This window comes from Streptococcus dysgalactiae subsp. dysgalactiae (genome assembly GCF_900459225.1).
Taxonomy (GTDB): domain Bacteria; phylum Bacillota; class Bacilli; order Lactobacillales; family Streptococcaceae; genus Streptococcus; species Streptococcus dysgalactiae.
The window spans coordinates 1660001-1684570 of the sequence record NZ_UHFH01000003.1 but is presented as its reverse complement, the minus strand read 5'-3'; the positions used below and the strand labels follow the sequence as shown (position 1 = coordinate 1684570).

At 37.8% G+C, this 24570-nt stretch carries 24 protein-coding genes, 1 tRNA gene, 2 rRNA genes and 1 pseudogene (1 of these 28 running past the window's edge); 19 read left to right on the top strand and 9 right to left on the bottom strand.

The genetic code is table 11. The annotated features are described in order from the left end of the window. The first annotated feature begins 9 nt into the window (after positions 1 to 9). The 7 genes from DYD17_RS08680 (at position 10) to DYD17_RS08650 (ending at position 6892) form a co-directional block, all read left to right on the top strand. Positions 10 to 750: a Stp1/IreP family PP2C-type Ser/Thr phosphatase gene (locus DYD17_RS08680; RefSeq protein WP_003052160.1), complete on the top strand. Its 741-nt coding sequence runs from the start codon at positions 10 to 12 to the stop codon at positions 748 to 750. Then, complete coding sequence (gene pknB / locus DYD17_RS08675) at positions 747 to 2642, top strand: Stk1 family PASTA domain-containing Ser/Thr kinase (protein WP_003052158.1); 1896 nt, start codon at positions 747 to 749, stop codon at positions 2640 to 2642. The genes DYD17_RS08680 and pknB overlap by 4 nt, the downstream gene beginning before the upstream one ends. 126 nt (positions 2643 to 2768) lie before the next feature. Continuing rightward, positions 2769 to 3461, top strand: a complete 693-nt coding sequence (gene liaF, locus DYD17_RS08670) for a cell wall-active antibiotics response protein LiaF (RefSeq protein ID WP_003052156.1) — start codon at positions 2769 to 2771, stop codon at positions 3459 to 3461. Continuing rightward, positions 3458 to 4462: an envelope stress sensor histidine kinase LiaS gene (locus tag DYD17_RS08665; RefSeq protein ID WP_003052154.1), complete on the top strand. Its 1005-nt coding sequence runs from the start codon at positions 3458 to 3460 to the stop codon at positions 4460 to 4462. The genes liaF and DYD17_RS08665 overlap by 4 nt, the downstream gene beginning before the upstream one ends. Next, positions 4455 to 5096 carry a response regulator transcription factor gene (locus DYD17_RS08660; protein ID WP_003052152.1) on the top strand — a complete coding sequence of 214 codons (642 nt, stop codon included), beginning with the start codon at positions 4455 to 4457 and terminating at the stop codon, positions 5094 to 5096. The genes DYD17_RS08665 and DYD17_RS08660 overlap by 8 nt, the downstream gene beginning before the upstream one ends. 36 nt (positions 5097 to 5132) lie before the next feature. Then, positions 5133 to 6533, top strand: coding sequence for a bifunctional Cof-type HAD-IIB family hydrolase/peptidylprolyl isomerase (locus tag DYD17_RS08655; protein WP_115253070.1), 1401 nt, complete (start codon positions 5133 to 5135; stop codon positions 6531 to 6533). After that, the gene (locus tag DYD17_RS08650) at positions 6533 to 6892 is read left to right on the top strand and encodes a S1 RNA-binding domain-containing protein (protein WP_003052148.1); all 360 of its coding nucleotides are present in this window, start codon (positions 6533 to 6535) and stop codon (positions 6890 to 6892) included. Before DYD17_RS08655 ends, DYD17_RS08650 begins: the two co-directional genes overlap by 1 nt. Positions 6893 to 7042: 150 nt before the next feature. Here DYD17_RS08650 and cysK read toward each other — a convergent pair whose 3' ends face one another. Together cysK and DYD17_RS08640 are read right to left on the bottom strand one after the other, a co-directional pair. Continuing rightward, positions 7043 to 7978 (bottom strand): cysteine synthase A, encoded by a 936-nt coding sequence (cysK, locus tag DYD17_RS08645; RefSeq protein ID WP_003052146.1) that lies wholly within the window; start codon positions 7976 to 7978, stop codon positions 7043 to 7045. A gap of 103 nt (positions 7979 to 8081) precedes the next feature. Further along, positions 8082 to 8720: a YigZ family protein gene (locus tag DYD17_RS08640; RefSeq protein WP_003052144.1), complete on the bottom strand. Its 639-nt coding sequence runs from the start codon at positions 8718 to 8720 to the stop codon at positions 8082 to 8084. 55 nt (positions 8721 to 8775) lie between these two features. On the opposite strand from DYD17_RS08640, the gene DYD17_RS08635 reads away from it, so the two are divergent. The 3 genes from DYD17_RS08635 to hpf all read left to right on the top strand — a co-directional run bounded on the left by DYD17_RS08635 (position 8776) and on the right by hpf (position 11366). Then, a complete protein-coding gene (locus tag DYD17_RS08635) occupies positions 8776 to 10101 on the top strand; it encodes a DEAD/DEAH box helicase (protein WP_003052142.1) in 1326 nt (441 codons plus the stop codon). Beyond that, entirely contained in the window at positions 10073 to 10738 is a 666-nt protein-coding gene (locus DYD17_RS11365) for a ComF family protein (protein ID WP_115253069.1), read from the top strand. Before DYD17_RS08635 ends, DYD17_RS11365 begins: the two co-directional genes overlap by 29 nt. 79 nt (positions 10739 to 10817) lie before the next feature. After that, positions 10818 to 11366 carry a ribosome hibernation-promoting factor, HPF/YfiA family gene (hpf, locus tag DYD17_RS08625; protein WP_003052138.1) on the top strand — a complete coding sequence of 183 codons (549 nt, stop codon included), beginning with the start codon at positions 10818 to 10820 and terminating at the stop codon, positions 11364 to 11366. On the opposite strand, the pseudogene DYD17_RS08620 reads toward hpf, so the two are convergent. Continuing rightward, positions 11321 to 12258, bottom strand: a pseudogene (locus DYD17_RS08620) (IS30 family transposase). The gene hpf and the pseudogene DYD17_RS08620 overlap by 46 nt on opposite strands. Before the next feature lie 209 nt (positions 12259 to 12467). Here DYD17_RS08620 and DYD17_RS08615 point away from each other — a divergent pair. The 5 genes from DYD17_RS08615 to DYD17_RS08595 are packed head-to-tail and all read left to right on the top strand — an operon-like array spanning position 12468 to position 14077. Next, positions 12468 to 12815, top strand: coding sequence for a hypothetical protein (locus DYD17_RS08615; protein ID WP_003052134.1), 348 nt, complete (start codon positions 12468 to 12470; stop codon positions 12813 to 12815). A 4-nt stretch (positions 12816 to 12819) separates the two neighbouring features. Beyond that, positions 12820 to 13008: a helix-turn-helix transcriptional regulator gene (locus tag DYD17_RS08610; RefSeq protein ID WP_003052131.1), complete on the top strand. Its 189-nt coding sequence runs from the start codon at positions 12820 to 12822 to the stop codon at positions 13006 to 13008. A gap of 12 nt (positions 13009 to 13020) precedes the next feature. Next, entirely contained in the window at positions 13021 to 13416 is a 396-nt protein-coding gene (locus DYD17_RS08605) for an ATP-binding cassette domain-containing protein (protein ID WP_115253068.1), read from the top strand. Between the two features lie 21 nt (positions 13417 to 13437). After that, on the top strand, positions 13438 to 13716 hold the full coding sequence (locus DYD17_RS08600) for an ATP-binding cassette domain-containing protein (protein ID WP_115253067.1): 279 nt from the start codon (positions 13438 to 13440) through the stop codon (positions 13714 to 13716). 10 nt (positions 13717 to 13726) lie between these two features. Beyond that, on the top strand, positions 13727 to 14077 hold the full coding sequence (locus DYD17_RS08595; protein ID WP_115253066.1) for a hypothetical protein: 351 nt from the start codon (positions 13727 to 13729) through the stop codon (positions 14075 to 14077). 229 nt (positions 14078 to 14306) lie between these two features. Here DYD17_RS08595 and DYD17_RS08590 read toward each other — a convergent pair. From DYD17_RS08590 to DYD17_RS08565, 6 genes are all read right to left on the bottom strand, one after another. Further along, positions 14307 to 15412 (bottom strand): IS3 family transposase gene (locus tag DYD17_RS08590; RefSeq protein ID WP_115253065.1). Its coding sequence is split into 2 segments (ribosomal slippage): positions 14307 to 15136 and positions 15136 to 15412, totalling 1107 coding nucleotides; the frame shifts between segments, so codons are not numbered across the junction. Positions 15413 to 16147: 735 nt separating this feature from the next. Continuing rightward, a complete protein-coding gene (locus DYD17_RS08585) occupies positions 16148 to 16765 on the bottom strand; it encodes an ABC transporter ATP-binding protein (RefSeq protein WP_115253064.1) in 618 nt (205 codons plus the stop codon). Beyond that, entirely contained in the window at positions 16749 to 17552 is an 804-nt protein-coding gene (locus DYD17_RS08580) for an ATP-binding cassette domain-containing protein (protein WP_115253063.1), read from the bottom strand. Before DYD17_RS08580 ends, DYD17_RS08585 begins: the two co-directional genes overlap by 17 nt. 11 nt (positions 17553 to 17563) lie before the next feature. Continuing rightward, positions 17564 to 18385 (bottom strand): ABC transporter permease, encoded by an 822-nt coding sequence (locus DYD17_RS08575; RefSeq protein WP_037584999.1) that lies wholly within the window; start codon positions 18383 to 18385, stop codon positions 17564 to 17566. Beyond that, on the bottom strand, positions 18382 to 19359 hold the full coding sequence (locus DYD17_RS08570) for an ABC transporter permease (protein WP_115253062.1): 978 nt from the start codon (positions 19357 to 19359) through the stop codon (positions 18382 to 18384). The genes DYD17_RS08575 and DYD17_RS08570 overlap by 4 nt, the downstream gene beginning before the upstream one ends. Positions 19360 to 19471: 112 nt before the next feature. Beyond that, a complete protein-coding gene (locus DYD17_RS08565) occupies positions 19472 to 21100 on the bottom strand; it encodes an ABC transporter substrate-binding protein (RefSeq protein ID WP_115253061.1) in 1629 nt (542 codons plus the stop codon). 635 nt (positions 21101 to 21735) lie between these two features. On the opposite strand from DYD17_RS08565, the gene DYD17_RS08560 reads away from it, so the two are divergent. The 4 genes from DYD17_RS08560 to DYD17_RS08545 form a co-directional block, all read left to right on the top strand. Beyond that, positions 21736 to 22017, top strand: coding sequence for an HAD hydrolase family protein (locus DYD17_RS08560; protein WP_115253060.1), 282 nt, complete (start codon positions 21736 to 21738; stop codon positions 22015 to 22017). A gap of 299 nt (positions 22018 to 22316) precedes the next feature. Next, positions 22317 to 23865 (top strand): 16S ribosomal RNA (locus DYD17_RS08555). A 53-nt stretch (positions 23866 to 23918) separates the two neighbouring features. Then, positions 23919 to 23991, top strand: a tRNA-Ala gene (locus DYD17_RS08550). 161 nt (positions 23992 to 24152) lie between these two features. Then, positions 24153 to 24570, top strand: a 23S ribosomal RNA gene (locus tag DYD17_RS08545) (it continues 2485 nt past the right edge of the window). The 16S and 23S rRNA genes sit together here with 1 tRNA gene alongside, the layout of an rRNA operon.

Sequence of the window (24570 nt, the reverse complement as noted above, 5' to 3'; positions counted from 1 at the left end):
AAAAAACGTATGAAGATTTCATTAAAAACAGATATTGGGCAAAAACGCTCAAACAATCAAGATTTTATCAACAAGTTTGATAATAAAAAAGGCATCACCCTATTAGTGTTAGCAGACGGTATGGGCGGTCATAGAGCTGGTAATATCGCTAGCGAGATGACAGTTACAGATCTTGGTAGGGAATGGGTTAAAACAGATTTTACAGAATTAAGTGAGATTAGAGATTGGTTGTTGACTACTATTGAGTCAGAAAATCAGCACATTTACGACTTGGGACAATCCGAAGATTTTAAGGGGATGGGAACAACCGTTGAAGCAGTTGCTTTGGTTGAGTCTAGCGCCATTTATGCTCATATCGGTGACTCACGAATTGGTCTTGTTCATGATGGGCATTATACCCTATTGACCAGTGATCATTCTTTAGTGAATGAATTGGTTAAGGCGGGTCAAATCACAGAAGAAGAAGCCGCTAGCCACCCACAAAAAAATATCATCACTCAATCTATCGGTCAAGCTGCTCCAGTAGAACCTGACCTAGGCATCAAAGTTCTAGAAAAAGGTGATTACCTTGTGATTAACAGCGATGGTTTGACCAATATGATTTCCAATGATGAGATTGTCGATATCTTAGGTCGTGAACTCAGCCTTGATGAGAAAAATCAAGAAATGATTAACTTGGCTAACCTAAGAGGGGGTCTAGATAATATCACTATCGCTTTGGTTCACAACGAAAGTGAGGACATGGAATGATTCAGATTGGCAAGTTATTTGCTGGTCGTTATCGCATTCTAAAGTCTATTGGCCGCGGTGGTATGGCGGATGTTTATTTAGCAAATGATCTAATCTTGGATAATGAAGACGTTGCAATCAAGGTCTTACGTACCAATTATCAGACAGATCAGGTAGCGGTTGCCCGTTTCCAGCGGGAAGCGCGTGCCATGGCTGAGTTAAACCATCCTAATATTGTTGCCATCCGGGATATAGGTGAAGAAGACGGACAGCAATTTTTAGTAATGGAATACGTAGATGGCGCTGACTTAAAGAAGTATATTCAAGATCATGCTCCTCTATCCAATAATGAAGTGGTCAGAATCATGGAAGAGGTGCTTTCTGCCATGACATTAGCTCACCAGAAAGGGATTGTTCATAGAGATTTAAAACCTCAAAACATTCTCTTAACTAAAAATGGTGTGGTTAAGGTAACTGACTTTGGGATTGCCGTTGCTTTTGCGGAAACGAGTTTGACTCAAACCAACTCTATGTTGGGAAGCGTCCATTACCTATCGCCTGAGCAGGCTCGCGGCTCAAAAGCGACCATTCAAAGTGATATTTATGCGATGGGAATTATGCTCTTTGAAATGTTGACAGGACATATCCCTTATGATGGCGATAGTGCTGTTACCATTGCTTTGCAACATTTCCAAAAGCCTCTTCCGTCTATTATTGACGAAAACCACAATGTACCGCAAGCTTTAGAGAATGTGGTTATCCGAGCAACAGCTAAGAAATTAAGCGATCGTTACGGATCAACCTTTGAAATGAGTCGTGATCTGATGACGGCTCTCAGTTACAACCGGAGTCGTGAACGGAAAGTTATTTTTGATGATGTGGAAAGCACAAAACCTCTCCCTAAAGTAACACCGGCACCAGTAACGACGCCAAAAGTAGCTCCAACTCCTGTTACGTCCACAACTGAAAGTCGTTTAGAACACACTAATCAGATGGATACGCTCCAGAAACCACAAAAAAAGAAGCGAAATGGTCGTTTCTTGGGTACTTTGTTAAAAATCCTCTTTTCTCTTTTTATTGTAGGCGTGGCTCTCTTCACTTACTTGGTGCTAACAAAACCTACCTCAGTAAAAGTTCCTAACGTGACAGGTGTCAGTCTTAAAGTTGCAAAGCAGGAACTGCAAGATTTAGGCTTGAAAGTTGGTAAGGTGAGACAGATTGAAAGTGATACTGTTGCGGAAGGGAATGTTGTCCGAACGGATCCACCAACGGGAACAGCCAAGCGCAAGGGTTCAGCTATCACAGTTTACTTGTCAATTGGTAATAAAGGGTTTGAGATGGAAAACTACAAAGGGATTGATTATCAAGAAGCCATGGCTAGCTTGATGGAAACTTACGGTGTTCCTAAATCGAAGATTAAGATTGAACGAATCGTGACCAATGAATACACGGAAAATACTGTTATTAGCCAATCTCCGAGTGCAGGGGATAAATTTAATCCTAATGGGAAATCTAAAATTACTCTTAGTGTTGCCGTGAGTGACACAGTCATTATGCCTATGGTAACAGAATATACCTATGCTGATGCAGTAAATACTTTGACAGCATTAGGTATTGAAGCTTCAAGGATTAAAGCTTATGCTCCAAGCTCAAGTTCAGCAACAGGTTTTGTTCAGGTTAATTCTCCAAGTTCAAAAGCTATTGTCAGTGGTCAAACCCCTTATTACGGTACCACATTGAGCCTCTCTGAAAAAGGTGAGATAAGCCTTTACCTTTACCCAGAAGAAACGCATTCTTCAAGTAGTTCAACCAGTTCTGAGGCAAGTTCTAGCAGTTCCTCAACAAATGATGGAACGGGAACAAGTAGTAATACTGAATTAAGCCCATCGGAATCAACTGGTCAAACTCCTTAAAAACGAAAGAATAGTTAGTTTCATGCTACAATAGCATTAACTGGCTATTCTTTTTTTTTGAGTTACCGTGTAAAGGTGCATTTTCAGTTCTTTTTTGATAAAATACAAGGAAATGAGAGGGGTCTAATGAAAAAATTTCAATTCTTTTTACTTGTTGAATGCTTGCTCTTAGCAATGGGAATTATGACCATTTTGGACAACGATTTATCAAGTTTTATTCTAATTTTAGTATTGATTCTATTGGCTTTACGTTTCTACAATCAAGATAGCCGCAATAATTTTCTTTTAACAGTGAGTTTATTGCTTCTTTTCTTAATTTTTATGCTCAATCCCTATATTATCTTGGCTGTTTTACTGGGGATTATTTACGTTTTTATTAATCATTTTTCTCAGGTTAAAAAGAAAAATCGCTTTGCCTTGATTCGTTTTAAGGAAAAAAAGATTGATGTGGACAACACCAAGCATCAGTGGATTGGCGCAGCTAACTATGAAAGTGATTATTATTCCTTTGATGATATTAACATTATTCGCATCTCAGGCAACGACATTATTGACTTAACCAATGTTATTGTAACAGGTATGGATAATATTATCGTGATTCGCAAGATTTTTGGAAATACCAAAATTTTAGTTCCAATTGATGTAGCTGTTACCTTGGATGTTAGCTCAATATATGGCAGTGTTGATTTTTTTGAGTGTCAGCAATATGATCTTCGTAATGAGTCCATCAAACTAAGAGAAGCAGAGAGTCAGCAACTGAAGAAGGTAAAGATTGTGGTCACCACGATTGCAGGAAACGTTGAGGTGGATAGACGATGAAAAAACGTTACTATGCACTTGTTTGGCTCTATTCTACCATCACTATCCTATCCATCGTTTTTGTGGTTATGGACAACTTAGGCATCACGTTCGCTTACCTCCGCAGTCACCTGTGGCAGGTTGAACGGCTAGGGTTTTCCATTTTGTTATTAATTGTTTCAGTGACCCTCTTATTGCTCTTGTTATGGATTATTTTAGACGATAATAGCAAACGCACGATTAATCAAAATTTGAAACGCATTCTCAATAATCAGCGCATTCATTTAGAGGAAACTTCTGAAATTAACACCAATTTAATCAGGCTTTCTGAGAAGATGTCTCATATGACAAGTAACATGCAAAAAAAGGAAAGTGCTTATATTATTGATAGCCAAGAAATTGTTCAGCAGGAACGCAAGCGGATTGCTAGGGATTTACATGATACGGTTAGTCAAGAATTATTTGCCTCTTCGCTGATTCTATCGGGTGTTTCCATGAGTTTAGAGCAACTGGATAAGGAACAACTGCAAACTCAGCTGATAACTGTCGAAGCCATGTTGCAAAATGCTCAAAATGATTTACGGATTTTACTCTTGCATCTAAGACCCACAGAATTAGCCAATCGCACCCTATCTGAGGGCCTCCATATGATTCTCAAAGAATTAACTGATAAAAGCGACATTGAAGTCATCTACAAAGAAAATATCGGCCAATTATCGAGGGCGATGGAAGATAATCTTTTTCGAATTGCGCAAGAATTTATCAGCAATACTTTAAAACATGCCAAGGCAAGTCGTATAGAAGTTTACCTTAATCAGACACCAAGTGAGTTGCAACTGAAGATGCTTGACAACGGAATTGGATTTGATATGGATGAGGTAAGAGATTTAAGCTATGGCTTAAAAAATATTGAGGATCGGGTAGATGATTTAGCAGGAACGATGCATTTAATTAGCCAAAAAGGCAAAGGAGTATCTATGGATATTCGATTACCAATAGTGACGGGAGATAACGATGAATAATATAAGAGTGATACTAGTGGATGATCACGAAATGGTCCGTATGGGACTTAAAAGTTTTTTGAATTTACAACCAGATATCGACGTTATTGGCGAAGCTTCTAATGGACGTGAGGGAGTTGAGTTGGCCTTAGCCTTAAAACCAGATGTGCTGGTTATGGATTTGGTGATGCCAGAACTAGGTGGTGTTGAGGCGACTTTGAAAATCCTCGATAAGTGGAAAGATGCCAAAATATTGGTCTTGACCTCTTATTTAGATAATGAGAAAATTTACCCTGTCATTGATGCTGGTGCTAAAGGTTACATGTTAAAGACTTCTAGTGCAGCCGAAATTTTAAATGCTATTCGGAAAGTTTCAAAAGGTGAATTGGCCATTGAAACAGAGGTAGACAAAAAAATTAAAGCGCATGATCAACACCCTGATTTGCATGAAGAACTAACCGCGCGCGAGTATGATATTTTATATCTTTTAGCTAAAGGGTATGATAATCAAACTATAGCGGATGAACTTTTCATCTCCTTGAAAACCGTTAAAACGCATGTATCTAATATTCTTGCTAAGCTAGAAGTTGATGACCGAACTCAAGCTGTTGTATACGCTTTCCGACACCATTTAGTCCCCCAAGATGATAATTAGTGCTATAATATAGGGGATAGCAAATTGGAGGAATGTATGGACGCAAAATTAAAATACAAAGCTAAAAAAATCAAGATGGTGTTCTTTGATATCGATGACACCTTGAGGGTTAAAGATACGGGCTATATGCCTGAATCGATTCAAAGAGTATTTAAGGCTTTGAAGGCTAAAGGGATCTTGGTTGGTATTGCTTCAGGTCGCGCTCGTTATGGTGTTCCACAAGAAGTTCAAGATTTACATGCTGACTATTGCGTCAAATTAAATGGTGCTTATGTCAAAGATGATGATAAAACTATTATTTTCCAAGCGCCTATTCCAGCGGATATCGTTGTGGCTTATAAAAAATGGGCAGATGAGATGGGGATTTACTATGGAATGGCAGGGCGTCATGAAGCAGTGTTATCCACTCGAAATGAAATGATTAGCAATGCCATTGATAACGTTTATGCTCAACTAGAAGTTTGCCCAGATTACAACGAACAGCATGATGTTTACCAAATGTGGACCTTCGAGGACAAGGGAGATGGCTTGCAGTTGCCTGCTGAGTTAGCTGAACATCTTAGGTTGGTCAGATGGCATGATAACTCATCGGATGTGGTCTTGAAAGGTACTTCAAAAGCGCTAGGTGTTTCAAAGATAGTTGACCATTTAGGGTTAAAACCTGAAAACGTTTTGGTGTTTGGAGATGAACTCAATGACTTAGAGTTATTTGACTATGCTGGTATCAGTATTGCAATGGGAGTATCACATCCATTACTGCAAGAAAAAGCAGATTTTATCACAAAAAAAGTTGAAGAAGATGGCATTTTATATGCCTTGGAGGAATTAGGATTGATTGACAAAGAATTACAGTTTCCACAATTGGATTTGGCCAACCATAAAGGACCAAAAGCAATCATTAAAACAAACCATGGCGATATGACCCTGGTCTTGTTCCCAGATCATGCTCCTAAAACAGTAGCCAATTTCTTAGGTTTGGCTAAAGAAGGGTACTATGATGGGATTATCTTCCACCGTATTATTCCTGAATTTATGATTCAAGGTGGCGATCCAACTGGAACAGGAATGGGTGGACAATCCATCTATGGTGAAAGTTTTGAAGATGAATTTTCGGATGAACTCTATAATCTCCGTGGTGCTTTGTCAATGGCTAATGCGGGACCAAATACTAATGGCAGTCAGTTCTTTATTGTTCAAAATAGTAAGATCCCTTATGCCAAAAAAGAACTGGAACGTGGTGGTTGGCCGGCTCCAATTGCAGCTGCTTACGCTGAAAATGGTGGAACTCCTCACCTTGATCGTCGTCATACGGTTTTTGGTCAGCTTGCGGACGAAACTTCATTCCAAGTTTTGGATCGTATTGCTAACGTTGAAACTGGTCCGCAAGACAAACCTAAAGAAGATATTATCATTGAAACAATCGAGGTATTTGACTAATGAAAATTGGCGACAAACTGCATGGCACCATCACTGGGATTAAACCATACGGAGCCTTTGTTGCCCTTGAAAATGGGACAACAGGTCTCATTCATATTTCAGAAATAAAGACAGGTTTCATTGATAATATCAATCAGTTATTGGCAATCGGGGATAAGGTACTGGTTCAGGTTGTTGATGTGGATGAATTTACCCACAAGGCAAGCCTATCTCTCAGAACGCTTGAAGAAGATAAACACCATATTGTTCATCGTCATCGCTTTTCCAATAGTCGGCACAAGATTGGCTTTAAGCCACTTGAAGAGCAATTACCGCAGTGGATTAAAGAAAGCTTGCAGTTTCTAAAAAAAGAGCATTAAAAAGAGTCTGGAACGATTACGTTCCAGACTCTTTTTCGTTACTCTTACAATCAGAAGTTTACGGTCAGGGTTCTCTTTCCAAGAAGATAAAATTCTTACTTGGATAGTTGCTATCTCTGGAAAAATGGAAGAGCAACTATCCAAGTATTGTTACGGCATCGATGGTTTATTATAAAGTTCAGTTGATAAATAGCGTTCGCCATTATCAGGTAAAATGGTCAAGACCTGTTTCCCTTTTCCTAATTGTTTAGCGACTTCAATAGCAGCATAAAGAGCAGCACCAGAAGAAATACCCACTAAAAACCCTTCCTTAGCACCAGTTAATCGAGCAGTTGCTAGAGCATCTTTTGACTTAACGCGAATAATCTGATCATAGGCTTCGATATCTAAGGTATTGGGGATAAACCCTGCTGAAATGCCTTGGATTTTATGTGGGCCAGGTTCTTGACCAGATAGGACAGCAGACTCCTCAGCTTCAACAGCATAGATAGCAGTAGTAGGGCTCGCCATTTTTAGAGTATGTGAAACGCCAGAAACAGTTCCACCAGTACCAACACCAGCAACAAAGGCATCTATTTTGGTTTCACCAAAAGCTTCTAAGATCTCTTGGCCTGTTGTTTTCTCATGAACAGCTGGGTTAGCAGGATTATTGAATTGCATAGGCATCCAAGCCCCTAATTCTGTCGCTAAAGTTTCAGCTTTAGCAATAGCACCTTTCATTCCCTCTGTTCCAGGTGTTAGCATGAGTGCTGCCCCATAAGCTTGGATAATCTGACGTCTTTCCACACTCATGGTCTCAGGCATGACAATAATAACATGATATCCTTTAGCAGCCCCCACCCAAGCAAGACCAATCCCTGTGTTTCCGCTTGTTGGCTCAATAATGGTATCTCCTGGTTGAATCCTTCCTTCAGCTTCAGCCGCCTCAATCATCGCTAAAGCAATGCGATCTTTAACTGAAGAACCTGGGTTAAAGGATTCTAGTTTGACATAAACATCGGCTGCGTCTTCAGGCACCAAGTGGTTAAGTTTCACAATAGGTGTTTGTCCAACTAATTCAGTTATATTATGGTAAATGGCTGTCATAGAATTTCCTCATTTCTCTATCATCATAGTCTAGTTTAAGTATAAGAGGATACTAGTTCAAAGTAAAATACAGATTTACTATCACTCTGATAATAAAGTCCTATCATTCTTTCATGATAGGAACTTCAATAATCTTTGGGTCAATTATTGTGAACTGAACCTTACCGTGATAATAATCTGTCAAGATAGCTAGGATTTCTTCTTCGCGTTCCGGATCAAAATAGATAGCGGTTGTGATGGTGTCTGAAAACAAGGTCTCAGTCTCCATTAAAGCTACTTGTTCGAGAAATTGAGCATAGGTTTGGTATTGGGGATAAGTCAAGGTTACCTTAAGCCCGGCTTGTTTCTTGACGTCAACAATTCCAAGTTCTTTAATAGCAGCAGCAGTAACGCCGGAATAAGCTCGAATCAGTCCTCCTGTTCCTAATTTGATACCACCAAAATAACGAGTGACAACAACAACTAAATTGGTTAGACCTTGCTTTTCTAAAACGGAAAGTATTGGTATACCGGCCGTGCCAGAAGGTTCGCCATCATCACTAGAACGTTTGATTTGACTCTTATCACCAATAATCATAGCAGAGCAAGAATGATTAGCCTTGTAATGTTCTTTCTTGATTGCTGTAATAAAGGCTTTGCCTTCTTCTTCCGTAGTGATACGTTTTATCTGACAAATAAAGCGAGATTTTTTGATCTCTTCTTCAAAAAGACCATTGTCTTTGATTGTTTTGTAGTTTTCCATAAGAAAATTTTACAAGAAAAGGTCAAAATTAGCAAAGAAAGTCGAATAATAAAGTATGGAAGGTATTGAAAACAGTTACGGTCGTTTATTTTTAAAACATCAATTGCCAAAAGAAGTAAATCATCTGGCAAAGACCTTGGAAAGTATAGTAATCATAAAAGGTAAAGTCACTTGTCAACGCTGTCATTATCAGATAACCGCAGAAGCGAGATTACCAAGCGGCACTTACTACTGTCGCTTCTGTCTCGTTTTTGGCCGAAATCAAGCTGATAGGCCTCTTTATTATATACCTCCACATCCTTTTCCTATAGCCAATTATCTTCAATGGAAGGGGATATTAACACCCTACCAAGAAAGTATTTCAAACCAATTAGTCAAGAATGTTCATGCTAAAAAACCTACTTTAGTGCATGCTGTTACCGGAGCCGGCAAGACAGAGATGATTTATGGTGCCATAGCAGCAGTTGTTAATGCTGGAGGTTGGGTTTGTTTAGCTAGCCCAAGGGTCGATGTTTGTATAGAACTTGCTAATCGCTTAAAAGCTGCTTTTTCTTGCCGAGTTACTCTTTTACACGCTGACTCAGAAGCTTATCAAAGAAGTCCTATTATAGTAGCTACTACCCATCAATTACTGACCTTTTATAAGGCTTTTGATCTTTTAATCATTGATGAAGTTGATGCTTTTCCTTTTGTCAATAATCATCAACTACAATATGCATCGCAGCAAGCCGCTAAAGAAGGCGCTAGTAGTATCGTATTGACCGCGACATCGACCAAAGAACTGGAAGAGCAGGTCAAAAGTGGGGAATTAGAGAAGTTGACATTAGCTAGACGATTTCATGATAATCCTTTGATTCTTCCGAAATTTATCAGGAGTTTTGGCCTATTAAAAAAAATTCACTGTCAAAAACTTCCTCGAGCTCTTGTTAAATCTATCAGTCAACAAAGGAAAACAGGATGTCCACTGCTAATTTTTCTTCCTATTATTGCCATGGCAGAATTAGTTACTGAATTATTAAAGTTAGCTTTTCCAGAGGAGCAAATTGCCTGTGTCTCTAGCCAATCAGCTGACAGAGTTAAAGACATTGATGACTTTCGTCAAGGAAAGAAAGGCATTTTGGTGACCACCACAATATTGGAAAGGGGTGTTACTTTCCCAGGTGTGGATGTCTTTGTGCTTATGGCACAGCATCGAGGATACAGTTCTCAAAGCTTGGTTCAAATCGCAGGTCGTGTCGGGAGATCTATCGAAAGGCCAACAGGAAAGGTGTATTTCTTTCACGATGGGATTAGCCAAGCAATGCGCAATGCAAGAAAAGAAATTAAAGAAATGAATCAGAAAGGTTATTCGAATGATATGCCTCCTATGTCAACAATTTAGTCCATTACCCTTGCGAATAACGGATATTCTCTTTTTGAAACCTCAAACAACAACTCTCTGTCAGGAGTGTCAACAAGGGTTTCAAAAGGTAAGCTTCACGAGTTGCCAAACCTGTAACGCTCCTTTCCAAAGCTCTCCATGTTCTGATTGTTTAGAATGGAAAGTCAAAGGATACGAGGTTAATCATAGAAGTTTATATCAGTATAACGCTGCTATGAAAGCTTATTTTAGCCAATATAAGTTTCAAGGAGACTACTTGCTAAGACATGTCTTTGCTCAAGAATTAGCCCAAGTTATTAAAAAAGACTATCCAGATTTTACTCCTGTTCCAGTTCCTATCAGCAAGGAGCGTTATGAAGAACGTCATTTCAATCAAGTGACTGCTATACTTGAAGCAGGGAATATTAACTATTGCATGCTTTTTAAAAGAATGGATACTAGCCGTCAGTCTTCTAAAACTAAAAATGAAAGATTATTATCCAAAGATGCCTATCGTCTCTCCACTTTCTCTGAATTACCAGCAAAAATCCTCGTTATTGATGATATTTACACTACCGGTAACACCATTATCGCTTTGAAAAAACTATTAATGCATGTTGGAAATAGTGACATCAAAAGTTTGTCAATCGCACGTTAAAACTTGCAAATTTTCATGAAAGCGGTATAATAGTATTAAAGATAAAGAAAGCGCTTCAAGCGCGAGAAAGAGGTATCCTATGATTAAGTTCAGTATTCGTGGAGAAAATATCGAAGTGACAGAAGCTATTCGCGATTATGTAGAATCAAAGCTTACTAAAATCGAAAAGTACTTTAATGAAGAGCAAGAAATAGATGCGCGTGTTAATTTGAAAGTTTATCGTGAGAAATCTTCAAAAGTAGAGGTTACTATCCCACTTGGTTCAGTAACACTTCGTGCAGAAGATGTATCACAAGATATGTATGGTTCAATCGATTTAGTCGTTGATAAGATTGAACGTCAAATCAGAAAAAATAAAACTAAAATTGCAAAAAAACATCGTGAAAAAGTTCCAACTGGTCAAGTCTTCACAACAGAATTTGAAGCAGAGCAAGTAGATGAAACACCAGAAGTAAAAGTGGTTCGCACTAAAAATCTCACATTAAAACCAATGGATGTTGAAGAAGCGCGTTTACAAATGGAATTATTAGGGCATGATTTCTTTATCTATACTGATGCCGAAGATGGTGAAACTAACATTCTTTACCGTCGTGAAGATGGTGATTTAGGATTAATTGAAGCCAAATAAAGCTTAGCAAATTTCAAGTCCAAGTTAGCTACTTTGCCAAAATTCTCTGGGCGATTTGTAACCTAGTATTTTCTTTGGATAGTTATTTATCCAATTTTCAATGCATGCGACTTGTTGCTGGGTCGCATTTTTACTTCCCTTAGGCCACCAACGGGGTATCAGCATTAGTCCCACGTTTCCACGATGCATAAGGATAAGCATAGTAAATGTGCTCGGGATTAAAAACTTCAGCTAATGGACTGAATTCATCCCCGTTGTCTGCTTTGATAGAGTTAATCTGACACTCTTTAAGAATAGCTTTTAGCGCTTGGTTCACAGAAGAATCCGACTTATCAAGAATGAGGCGAATGAGTTGATAGCGACTCTTTGTGTCGGTTAGTGTCAGTAAGACACTCATTTTTAGCTCGTGGCTGAATAACAGTATCAATCTCAAAGTCTCCAAAATGCTCACGCTTATTAATGCTCTCTGATCGCACCTCGATAGATTTTCCAGCAGGCTTAATTTCCCATGAAGAATTAAGTAATAGATGGTTGCAATAGGGACCTTAATCCCTTTTGTTTTGACTATTATTTCAGGAGAGTATCTGTGTATGATGTAGTGAGTTATCTTTTCTTTGAGTCCCTTGGTTAGGGAGACCTTTTTAACAGAACGTTTGCGATTGTTTTGATAAGCTTCTTGAGCGAAATCAGCTGAGTAGAGTACTTCAAATTTCCCTTTACACACTTGTTATCTCACTTGTCCACGTTTAACTTCATTGATAATGGTTTGAGGAGCTTTAGCCAATCTTCCAGCAATGTCACGATTTGAATAGTCTTCGTGGAACTAACGTTCAATGTTTCTGCGATCAGCTAGTGTCAATTGTTTCCCTTTGGGTGTATAATAGTTTTGCATCTTGGAGCCTTTCTAATTGTTGTTGTGATAAACTACAATTATATCTCTCTGGGATGTTTTTTTCATACTCTCAACTGGTTAACTTCATTTTAGAACTTTTATATATTTATAAGTTGAATTATTCTAATATTTTTTGTCCAAAACTCTTGACATTTTGTTAGTATAACGATGAAATAATGTCAAATGTTCTTGACAAAAGGAGAGAAAATATGGAATATATCTTAGTTATTATCATAAACTTATTGATTTTGTTAATGTGTTATCTATATTATAAATTTATTTTGAAGATGGCTGGCGAAAAATCTAAAGATGAAATGTACAGGTATTTTTATGGTAACGCTTTTAAAAAAATTGGCATTATTTTAACTACTATTTCTGGTATTTCACTATTTATTAATATTTTCATTATGAATACTTATTATGGAAATATTTCCAAAGATGTTTTAGCCATTCGTATTCAATCAGATTATAAGTACTTGCTAATTGCTACGCTATTTTATATCTATTATTTAATTAAGCTAAAACTACAAATTAGGAAAAATAATAGAGAAGATTAATTATATGGACAATAAAATTAAGAAACTCAGAAAAGAAAAAAAGATTACTCAAGACGGACTTGCTAAAAAATGTGGCGTTTCAAGACAAACAATCAATATGATTGAAAATAACAAATACGATCCTACTTTAAAATTAGCTTTAGCTTTGGGTAGAGTTTTACAAGAACCGATTGAAAGTTTATTTATTGAATAGAAAGGTTGTGAGATGCTACTTACTACAACTAATGTCTCGAAGAAATATTCAAATAAAACTATTATTAAAAATATAAATCTACAGATTTCAGAAGGTGATATCATTGGACTAGTTGGAAGGAATGGCTCAGGTAAATCAACTTTATTAACAATTTTGTCTCAATTACCAATAAAGCATACTGGAGATGTTACTTATCACAAAAATTTCAACAAGGACTCTATTTCAAGTCTAATTGATACACCGGATTTTTTTTCATATTTGAGTGGTCTAGATAATTTACTTTATTTTGGAAAATTAAAGAAGCTTAAGAATAACAAATTAAAATGCATAGAGTTACTTAAAGAGGTTGATTTATACCATGCTAGAAATCAAAAATTTGGTGACTATTCCTTAGGCATGAAACAATGATTAGGAATTGCATTAGCTCTTATGAATAACCCAAAATTTTTAATTCTTGATGAACCTTTTAATGGCATTGATCCTGAAGGTGTTGTTGATTTAAGAAATTCGATACTAAGGTTGAATCAAGCTGAGGGATTAACAATTATCATCAGTAGTCATATTCTTTCAGACTTATATAAAATCTGTAATCGATTTTTGTTTCTAAATAAACAGACAATAATTGCTGATATTTTTAAGGATGAATTAAAAAATAATATCAGCTCAACTGAATCAATTGAAGATTTCTATCTTTCAATAATTAAGTAGGGGGACAAGAATGACATATATTAAAGCTGAACTTTTTCGATTTTCTAAAATAAGAGGTTTAAAAAATTTTTTAATTGCAATATTTCTTCTTATCCTTGCTGGCAATGGATATTTTATATTATTAAATCCTTTACAAGATAAACCATTTATTTTAGAAGACTTATTTTATGGATTTTTTATGCTTTCAATGATGGGTTTGTATCTAATATTTCCACTCATTACTTCAACCTATTCTTCAAAAACTAATTATATAAATCAACAGCTTACTTTAACAAAACTAAGCTCAATTAGAATTTATTTTATTGATAGTTTCAATGAATATTTAAGAATATCATTTTATCAACTAGTTTTTTCATCCTAATAAACTATGTTTTAGCGTTAATATTTTTACAACTTCGTTATTTTAGTAGAATCATAGAAGTATTTACTTATCTCTTTCCGATGAGTTTAGTATCCTATTTTTATAAAAGTAATATAGATTTGAAGTCTTATTCCATTATTTCATTAGCTATTTTGGTACTAACGCTAATGATTTGAAAAGGCAACTTGAAAAGGCAACACTTTTCTGTACAACATTTATAAAGTGTTTTCTAGGCAATTAATCTTTTAGTCATTGGTGTTTGGTAGTTGAGACTACCATGAATGCGGTGGTAATTCCACCAATGAACATAGTCTTTAGTCTTAAGAGCTAGTTCTTCCAGCGATTGAAAGGTTTCTTGATAAACAAATTCAATTTTGAAAGCACGATACGTACTTTCAGCTACGGCATTGTCATAAGGACAACCAGCCTGACTAAGCGAACGTGTGATTCCAAAGGCTTCCAATATTTCATCAATTAACTGATTATCAAACTCTTTGCCACGATCTGAATGGAACATCTTGACTTTGGTCAGGGCGTAAGGGATGCTTTGAATGGCTTGCTTAACGAGTTTAGCGGTCTTGTGCCAACCAAGAGACAGGCCGATGATGTCACGGTTGTATAGGTCAATAATAAGGCAAACATAAGCCCAACGATTGCCTACACGAACATAGGTTAAGTCAGTGACTAAGGCTTGTAGTGGTCTTTCTTGCTTAAATTGCCTGTCTAAATGGTTGGGAATAGGGGCTTCATTCTTGCCTCTGGAATGTGGTTTGAAGGTGGCTTTCTGATAAACAGAAACCAAATTGAGTCGCTTCATAATGCGTCGAATCCGACGACGTGAAAGTGTGATACCTTCGTTATTCAAGCATATTTTGATTTTTCTGGATCCGTATCTGGCCTTACTTTCGAGAAAAATAGCTTTGATATTTTCTTCAAGTTCCGCTTCAGATACTGGCTCTACAGCTTTGTAATAATAGCTAGAACGAGGAATGTTCAACCAACGACACATGGCTGAAATGCTATAGTTATCCTTATTAGCAGTGATTATTTCCCTTTTTGTGCCATAATCACCGCCGCTTGCTTTAGGATATCTAATTGCATTTCGAGTTCTTTATTGCGTTTCCTGAGTTCAATCAGCTCCCGCTGTTCATCTGTCAGATTATCAACAGACTTGAATGAACCTGTTGTTTTGGCTTGTCTAACCCACTTATCGAAGGTGGAAGGGGTTAGCTCATATTCCTTGATGAGACTGCTACGCTTTCTACCAGCATTGTAAAGATCAACAATTTGTTGCTTAAAATCATCGGTGAAGTGGCGACGTATTTTTCTAGACATATCGGTTCTCCTATTTTCTTTAGTGTAGAACACTTTATAAATTCTGTCTAGTTTAGTGTAACCTATTCAATTACTACCCTTGTTATTAATGTAAAAGAAAAAAATGAATTCAACTAGGATCAATAAATTGATGAGGTAAAACGCTAAATGTGATACTTAGCTATATACAAGAAATTATAATTCAAGTAATCTGTGGATAATAAGACAAATAAAAGAACCCTCTGTGTGAGGGGTTGAATAATTCATTTAATAAGCTCTGAGAACTGATTTTCAATAAACTTTTTCGTTTTAGATGTTAAGTAATATTCTTGTTTTCTTACCATTCAAATCAAAATAATATTGACTTAATTTGACAATGGGATTATATGTAATTTAAGCAAATATCAAGTAAAAGAAGCACCTTGCAAGGTGCTTCTTTTAAGATAGTGCGCAGACTGCTTGATTGACTAGTTTTCTCGATTATCTGTGTGACATAATCAATTGCCATCTTTATTTGATGATGCAATGCTAAATCGCTACAAGGAATTCACAATAAGGGTCTTTATTGAAGTATTAGACGTTTCGGGTTGTTATTCAAACAAAAAGACGTTTGTAATGGCTTATTTAGGTAAGACATTGTTAATGAGGTTATCTTACCTTGCCTGAATCAGACTGTATTTATGCTATAGAAAGAAGAGGTTTAGGTGGTGATGTGCTTAGTTCGAGAGCTCCACTCAGACATAATGCATATCATGTTCAAAGCTTGATAGTTCGATTTTCCTCGATTAAATAGCAATAATCACAAAGTTTTTCTAGCATTATAAAGTCGTGACTAATAATAATGAGGCCTAAATTTCTATTCTTTACAATTTTTAAGAGACTGTTCCATACCCTAGCTTGCGCAATACTATCCAGCATAGTGGTCATTTCATCTGCAATAAGGTACTGTGTACCTGGATGTAGTGAACGGACAATAGAAAAGCGCTGTAGTTCTCCTCCAGAGAGTTCATTAGGTAGACGATTTAGCCATTTTTCTTGAATACCAAAAGCATTAAGTAAATCTTGACTTGGACAATAGGCTTCTTCCAAACTCTTTTTCATAGGCCATAAAGGATTCATTGTCTTTTCAGGGTGTTGTTGAATAAGCTGTACAGGTTTAAAAGTATTTTTGGGTAAAGGATGACCGTCTACCAATACGTCACCAGACTGAGAACGTAAAAAACCTGCAAGTACTTTAGATAAAGTAGTTTTTCCACAACCACTTTTTCCGAATATACCTAAAATTTGGCCAGGTTTTACCTCTAAATCAATCTCTTTAAAGACCCACTGGTCTTTCTTGCGATAAAAACCGAGATTTTTAACTTCTAAGGTCATGAGAGATTCCTTTCAAAAATTGTTGCTGAGGGAGTGAGCGCCATAGATTCCTAGCAAATTCTGTTTGTAATTGATCGCCATTTTCACTAAAAAAGCTAGCAGGGGCAGTTTCAATGACTTTTCCCTTCTTAAAAACAGCAATACGATCAGCGATTTGACTGGCTGCTATAATATCATGGGTGATAAAGATAACGCTTATACCATGATTTGCAAAAGATCGTAGTTGTTCTAAAACCATTTGTTGAGCATCAGGATGTAATCCGGGAGTTGGTTCATCAGCGATAATCAAAGAAAGTGTATCGCTAATACACGTCGTAAATAAAACACGCCGCAACATTCCGCCAGAAAGTTGGAAGGGATATAAGTCGCCATCGCTTTCTTTTAACCCAAATTGTTGAAATAGTTTCTCTTGAGTCATTTTGGCATTTTTCGAGATCCCTAAACGGACTTGATGTTTGACTTTCATCGATGGATCTAGATAGTTAACCGATTGTGGAATTAACGTAATAGCTTTTCCGCGTAACTGCTTGATTCGTCTAGAGGTCAATAGTTGATCGTTGTAAAACATGTCTCCTGAGATAGTTGCATTTTTAGGGAGAATATCCATAATAGCGTGTGCTAATAGACTCTTTCCTGAGCCACTGGCACCAATAATGGCTAATAGTTCACCTTTTTTCACTTCTAAGTTTAATGATCGTATGGGAGTTGATTGAAGTGGTTTCAAAAATCGTCCATACTGGGTAAAAGTGATAGAGAGGTCCTTGATGCTTAATAATGTTTCTGTCATATAATTACCTCCTAAGAACAATCGGTTTGAGGGTAAAATAGTTTTTTTAAAGTTTCTCCGATAGTATCAAATGCATGGACAATTACAATGAGATAAAGTCCTGGAAAGATGACTAGCCACCAATTTCCAAGAGAGATATGTTTAGCTGCCTCTGATAGGATAATGCCAACAGAGGGTTGCTCAGCTGAAAGTCCAAAACCTAAGAAAGTCATTGATGCTTCATGTAGTATGACATGAGGGAATAAGAGAATGAATCCAATAAAGATTTGGGAGGCAATTAAAGGTAAGATGTGATGTTTCACAATATAATAGGATGACTTTCCCATACTTTTAGATATCTGGATGAATTCTTGATTTTTTAAATGATACACCTCGTTACGAACAAGTCTCGCTAATGAAGGCCAATGTGTTACAGCTGTTGCAATGATCACACCTCTAGCTCCTTTTCCAACCACAAAAGAAATAAGAATCATAAAAATCAAATGAGGCATACCAATAAAAAGGTCTATTAACCATGCTATTATTTTATCGACAATATTGTTTCCTAAACCAGCGAGAATGCCAAAAAATGTTGCAATAAAAACTCCTATGAGCGCTCCTAATAAACCAACCTGTAAAGAAAAAGATAAGCCTTTAATCGTTCTAAGAAACATATCTCTACCTAAACTATCTGTCCCAAAAAGATGATTTAATGAGGGGGAGAGGTTCCGAAAAGCAGCATTAGTCTGCAAAGGGATCCTAAAAAAGTAAATGTTTAAGATTAAAATACTAAGAATGAGAGAAATGGCTATACCTAATTGTAAAAAAATCAGAGTTCTATGTTTCACTGTTATACTTTTCTCCTTAACTGTGGGTTGATGATACTATTTAAAATATCTGCAATAAGATTGCCAGAAAAAACAAATAATGTCCCTATCATAACAATGGCAAGGAGGAGAGGAGTATCACTTTTGAGTCCTGCTTCAGTGAGTGTTGAACCTAGTCCGGGATATGAGAACACTTGCTCAGCTAGTACAGATCCTCCAAATAATTCACCAAAGTATGAAAAATGTAATGTAATAGCTGGTACAATAGCATTTCTAAGACAATGATTTTTAAAAATTTGCCACTCTGTTTCTCCGCGTGCTCTGGCAAATAAAACATACTCACTAGACAGTACAGATAACATCTTGGCTCTAGTATGAAGGGTTACATTCGCAATTCCTAGAATACTTAACGTAAAAACAGGTAAAATAAGATGTTTTATACGATCAGCTAGAGTAATATCTTGACTTAAAGTGCCTATAGGGGAAGAAATACCAATTGGGAACCATCCTAATTGTACAGAGAAGACCAGTAAAAAGATAAGGCCAATCCAAAAAGTTGGTACAGAAATTTGAAGATAAGAAAACCAGCGGATAACTCGATCAAGCCATTTGCCTTGATAAAAAGCCGATAGAGTTCCTAAGATGAAACCCATAATACCTGATAGCATCCAAGAAAGTCCCATGAGTATAAAAGAAGCTCCAAAACGTGATTTGATAATATCAATGACAGGCTGTCGATAAACAAGTGATATTCCCAAATGTCCGTGTATAAAATTTTTTAACCAAACAAAGTATTGGACTGGGGCTGGTTTATCTAAGCCAAAGTGGTGAGCGATTGCTTTATACTGCTCGGGTGTTAGTGATGTGTCATAATTGACACTTGCCATTACCGGATCAATCGGTGATTGTTTTAATAAAACAAACGTTAAAAGTGATACTCCAAGAATGAGCGACAGACATCTAAGAATTTTCCTGATGACTACAATATGAAGCTGTTTCACAGATAAATCTCCTTAATTGATAAAAAAGAGTCGAGGAAACGATTCCCACCTTAGGGTGTAACTTGTTTTCTCTGACTCCAAACTTAAAATTCATGTATGTTAACTAGAATGGTTACTTAGCCGAATCTTCCCAGGTCCATTCAGCAATATTAGTCAATAGTGACCAATCATGACCGTGGCTATGAATACCTTGTTTTCCTACGTTGATACGTTTGTCACCGATATAAGTATGATTAAGACTCACCAACCAGACATTTGGTAGATCACCCAGAGTTGAAGCGCCTGTTTCTCCATCCCATTGGGCTAGTTTCCAATAGTTATTAGCCTTATCAAGATCAGAAGATGTCATTGCTTTGTCAAGGTACTTAGTTACTGTGGGATTGTTATAAAAAGTAATGTTAGTCCAACCTTTCCCAGATAAACTTGGATGATGGGATTCATAAAATTGTTGAGCATGATGCCGTCCTCCTGCATAAAGCAACGCCGAATCGTGTGATTTGGTTGCCATCTCATCCCAATTACTAGCCTTAAGTTTAATATTAATTCCGAGTTCTTTAGCTTGTTCTGTTATTTCAACTGCTAAGTTAGCTCGTAGTTGATCGTTAGTAGGATAGTAAAGATCAAACTCTGCTTTAAGGTTTCCTTTTTTACGGATACCGTCTGTTTGTTCTTTCCATCCAGCTTTTGATAAAAGCTGTTTAGCTTGAGTTATTTTATTATCTTCGATAATAGTTTTTGGTTCCCAAAACGGTGTTTTATCAATAATAGAATAAGCTGGTTTACCGTATCCGTTTAAAACGGTATCTAGAACTTTTTGACGATTTAAACCAATAGTCAATGCTTTTCGGATAGCTAAATCACTGGTCACATCATTACCCACAGGATACCCGTCAGGAGAATCGTTGATAATCCCCTTTTTCACATAAGGTAATGATAGGCCGCGCACATCATTTGATGGAATGTTAAGAAGGCGTGCACCTTTAATTTTTTTATCAGCCAATTCTGGTGTGGCATAAATCATATCAACATCACCAGATTCTAAAGCTGCTAGAGCTGTATTCTCATCAAGCAAGACCCAAGTCCATTTTTTAAAGTATGGTTTTTTCCTATGCCAATAAGGGTTGCGAACAAAAATAGCTTGCTCACCAGGTCTATACTCTTTTACCATGTAAGGACCAGATCCGATAGGATTGTTCTTGTAATTTTCATTATAATGGTGTCTAGGAACGATCGGAATTTCTGTTAATTGAGCTGTAAAGGTCGAATGTGGTTTTGTCAAGTGAATAGTTAATTGATTTGGTTTTGTTACTTCTACGTTCTTGATAAACGTTAAATCCCAAGCTTTTCCATCTGCCTTTAGCATGTCATATGTAAACTTAACATCTTCAGCAGTAACAGGTTCTCCATTAGAGAACTTAAAATCATCGTTCAAATCAAAAGACCAAACAAGACCGTCCTTGGAAATATTGTATTTTTTGGCAAGTTCACCTTTAATATCTAAGTTAGGTGAACGTTTTAATAAGGTGCTATGGGTAATATTGCCTTCGTTATGAATTCCATAGCGATCCTTGGGATCAAACTCATGAGGGAGTTTTGATCCCATAGAAACTATTAGCTCGTCTTTGGGGCGTTGTTTTCGGTTACGTCCTGATGTTTGAGGTTTTTGCTGCTGACAAGCAACTAAAATGATACTAGCCAGAAACAACGTAACAATAGAGAAGTATTTTAGGTATTTTGACACTATTAAATCTCCTTATTTCTAATTAATAAATTATAATTTTACAAGTTATTTTGATTATAACAAGAAAAAAATGAGATGGCAAATAATTAACCAGTTAACCATAATAGCCTGTTTAAAAATGATATTGGCTATTGCAAGTTGAGTAGACTAATCCTTTGGTAAATATTATCGGAAGTGCTTTAAAATTTGTTAGTTGATAACTCCTTATGATTTCTATATCGTTTACTGATAATGAGATTTCGCTATAGTTCAAGTTTTTGTTCATTATAGTCTCTAAAACTTTGATAAACTAAGTACTGAGAGCACTCATAATACTTCGCAGTTTTAAAAATGTAATGAAAAAGTTATCGATAAAGTATGCTAAACGATTTAGAACTATTTTAGAAAATGGGGTACTTATTTATGCCTACAAATAAATTTAAGAAACAATTATTCGTCGGTCATCTTTCAAGAGAACAAGTGTACAATAGTCATCTCAGAGTACAGAAAGGCCAAAAGTGATAGTGGTTGCGATATCTAAAAGTTAGGTTTACATTCAAAAGAGTCATTTTCTATTCATAACACATAAACCAATAGTAAAAGCTATACTCAGTTATTTTTGGTTTGGCAAAAAAGTTCTAAAGCTCAATTTTTAGTTGAAAACAGTCAAAGCAGAAAAAACCGGTATCGAAATCACAGCAAGGGGTGCCAATAAGGGTCGATCTTTAATATTTCTAGTAAACCACCTTCAGTTGAAAATCGAACAGACCATTGCAGTAGGAGATGGTGATAATGAATGTCAAATGATAGCCGAAGCAAGTTTAGGTATTGCGATGGGAAATGCAAACACAAGCATAAAATCTTTAGCCAAAGCTGAAGTATCCAGTAATGATAAGGATGGTTGTGCACAAGCCATCTATCAATTTTTATTAAAATAAATGCAATATTAAAACTGCGAAAAAGCTGTTGACATCAAGGGGTTAAATATCGTATACTAATAAAGCTGTCAGCTGATCAGGCGTTGGCGACTGAAATTATTCGGAAAAAAGAGTAAAAAAGCTGTTGACAAAGTTAGTAAAAGTTGATAGAATAAAATAGTTGTCTCGAAAGAGGACAAGACCTTTGAGAACTGAATAAGACGAACCAAATGTGAGGGTGATATGGAGACATATTACCCGTCAAAGAAACGAGAAATAAATCTGTCAGCGACAGAAAGAACGAGTAAGTTCAAACACATCTTAATGAGAGTTTGATCCTGGCTCAGGACGAACGCTGGCGGCGTGCCTAATACATGCAAGTAGAACGCTGAGGACTGGTGCTTGCACCGGTTCAAGGAGTTGCGAACGGGTGAGTAACGCGTAGGTAACCTACCTCATAGCGGGGGATAACTATTGGAAACGATAGCTAATACCGCATGACAATGGAGGACCCATGTCTTTCATTTAAAAGGTGCAACTGCATCACTATGAGATGGACCTGCGTTGTATTAGCTAGTTGGTGAGGTAACGGCTCACCAAGGCGACGATACATAGCCGACCTGAGAGGGTGAACGGCCACACTGGGACTGAGACACGGCCCAGACTCCTACGGGAGGCAGCAGTAGGGAATCTTCGGCAATGGACGGAAGTCTGACCGAGCAACGCCGCGTGAGTGAAGAAGGTTTTCGGATCGTAAAGCTCTGTTGTTAGAGAAGAATGATGGTGGGAGTGGAAAATCCACCATGTGACGGTAACTAACCAGAAAGGGACGGCTAACTACGTGCCAGCAGCCGCGGTAATACGTAGGTCCCGAGCGTTGTCCGGATTTATTGGGCGTAAAGCGAGCGCAGGCGGTTCTTTAAGTCTGAAGTTAAAGGCAGTGGCTCAACCACTGTACGCTTTGGAAACTGGAGAACTTGAGTGCAGAAGGGGAGAGTGGAATTCCATGTGTAGCGGTGAAATGCGTAGATATATGGAGGAACACCGGTGGCGAAAGCGGCTCTCTGGTCTGTAACTGACGCTGAGGCTCGAAAGCGTGGGGAGCAAACAGGATTAGATACCCTGGTAGTCCACGCCGTAAACGATGAGTGCTAGGTGTTAGGCCCTTTCCGGGGCTTAGTGCCGGAGCTAACGCATTAAGCACTCCGCCTGGGGAGTACGACCGCAAGGTTGAAACTCAAAGGAATTGACGGGGGCCCGCACAAGCGGTGGAGCATGTGGTTTAATTCGAAGCAACGCGAAGAACCTTACCAGGTCTTGACATCCTCCTGACCGGTCTAGAGATAGACTTTCCCTTCGGGGCAGGAGTGACAGGTGGTGCATGGTTGTCGTCAGCTCGTGTCGTGAGATGTTGGGTTAAGTCCCGCAACGAGCGCAACCCCTATTGTTAGTTGCCATCATTAAGTTGGGCACTCTAGCGAGACTGCCGGTAATAAACCGGAGGAAGGTGGGGATGACGTCAAATCATCATGCCCCTTATGACCTGGGCTACACACGTGCTACAATGGTTGGTACAACGAGTCGCAAGCCGGTGACGGCAAGCTAATCTCTTAAAGCCAATCTCAGTTCGGATTGTAGGCTGCAACTCGCCTACATGAAGTCGGAATCGCTAGTAATCGCGGATCAGCACGCCGCGGTGAATACGTTCCCGGGCCTTGTACACACCGCCCGTCACACCACGAGAGTTTGTAACACCCGAAGTCGGTGAGGTAACCTATTAGGAGCCAGCCGCCTAAGGTGGGATAGATGATTGGGGTGAAGTCGTAACAAGGTAGCCGTATCGGAAGGTGCGGCTGGATCACCTCCTTTCTAAGGAAATGGAACACGTTAGGGTCGTCTTATTTAGTTTTGAGAGGTCTTGTGGGGCCTTAGCTCAGCTGGGAGAGCGCCTGCTTTGCACGCAGGAGGTCAGCGGTTCGATCCCGCTAGGCTCCATTAGGATAGAGATATCCTAAAAACTGTCCATTGAAAATTGAATATCTATATCAAATTCCACGATCAAGAAATTGATTGTACGAATAGTAACAAGAAAATAAACCGAAAACGCTGTGAATAATCAAGAGTTTTTCTAGTTAAGATATACTAGTAAAAGATAAGGTTAAGTTAATAAGGGCGCACGGTGGATGCCTTGGCACTAGAAGCCGAAGAAGGACGTGACTAACGACGAAATGCTTTGGGGAGCTGTAAGTAAGCGCTGATCCAGAGATGTCCGAATGGGGGAACCCACTAGCTACTGGCTAGTATCCATAACTGTTAAGGTTATGAGAAGGAAGACGCAGTGAACTGAAACATCTAAGTAGCTGCAGGAAGAGAAAGCAAACGCGATTGCCTTAGTAGCGGCGAGCGAAACGGCAGGAGGGCAAACCGAGAAGTTTACTTCTCGGGGTTGTAGGACTGCGACATGGGACTTTAAAAGGATAGAAGAATTACCTGGGAAGGTAAGCCAAAGAGAGTAATAGCCTCGTATTTAAAATTCTTTTGAGCCCTAGCAGTATCCTGAGTACGGCGAGACAC